Annotated in this window: 1 protein-coding gene; it reads left to right on the forward strand. The window is 37.8% G+C overall.

Going from position 1 to position 936, the window contains the following annotated elements; translation table 11 throughout:
* The first annotated feature begins 294 nt into the window (after positions 1-294).
* A complete protein-coding gene (locus AC1DUW_RS30575; protein ID WP_053346214.1) occupies positions 295-480 on the forward strand; it encodes a hypothetical protein in 186 nt (61 codons plus the stop codon).
* Positions 481-936: the final 456 nt, after the last annotated feature.

Raw genomic sequence — 936 nt, forward strand, 5'->3', positions numbered from 1 at the left:
ACAATAAGTGCTTATTCTAAAAAAGTGGGAACAAGTCATCTAGATGACTCTTGTCTCAGAATTTAATCAGGTCAACTGTCGTCCTTGAATATGCCTCATTGATACAGGCAACCATTTTCTGTTTGAAAAAATGGGAAAATAACAATAAATGAATTTCCAAATAGTAGAAATGTTAAGGAACTTTAAAGAAATTGCGAATTTTTGTTAAAAAATGGTAAATAAGATTCTGATTTTCTGAAATGCCTGTATGATAGTCTTGTAACTAAATTTGAACAATCATGGAGGCAGAAAAGGATGAAAAACCTTAAAAAATGGCTTATGGTATTGATGGCGTCTTTCATGTTGGTTGGTGTTGTCGAAGGTTGCAGTAGTGCGGGTACAGAGACAGAAGATACAGAAACGGAAGATAATCAAACTGATGATGGAACTGAAACAGAAGGTACTGAAGACGATTCACAACCAGATGAAAACGGACAATAAGAAAAATAAAACAATGGCTGAATCATTTATGGTTCAGCCTTGATTAATAATCAGAACAAAAATAGCGACAAAGTTAAACGTTCCTAGATAGCCTAATTTACGGTTTTTTTGAAACAGAGAAAGGTCCTTCCAAATTTGAATATGCATGATAAAGGTAAACTAGCTTTCTATATTTTTTTTGTAAAACTAACGGGTGCGTTAGCTGAAGATTGGGGCTGTCTTAAGGCAGCTTTTTCGTGCGCCCGGCATGGGTGCAATCTATAGGGTGAAAGTCCCGAACCATGAAGGCAGTTGTAGTGGTTAGCTTAATGCAAGGGTGTCCACGGTGACGTGGAATCTGAAGGAAGCAAGCGGCAAACCTCCGGTCTGAGGAACACGAACTTCATATAAGGCTAGGTATCATTGGATGAGTTTGCGAAACAAAACAAAGTCYTTACTGCCGAAGGTGGTACAGAG

The organism is Peribacillus sp. P4_C12 (genome assembly GCF_056402095.1).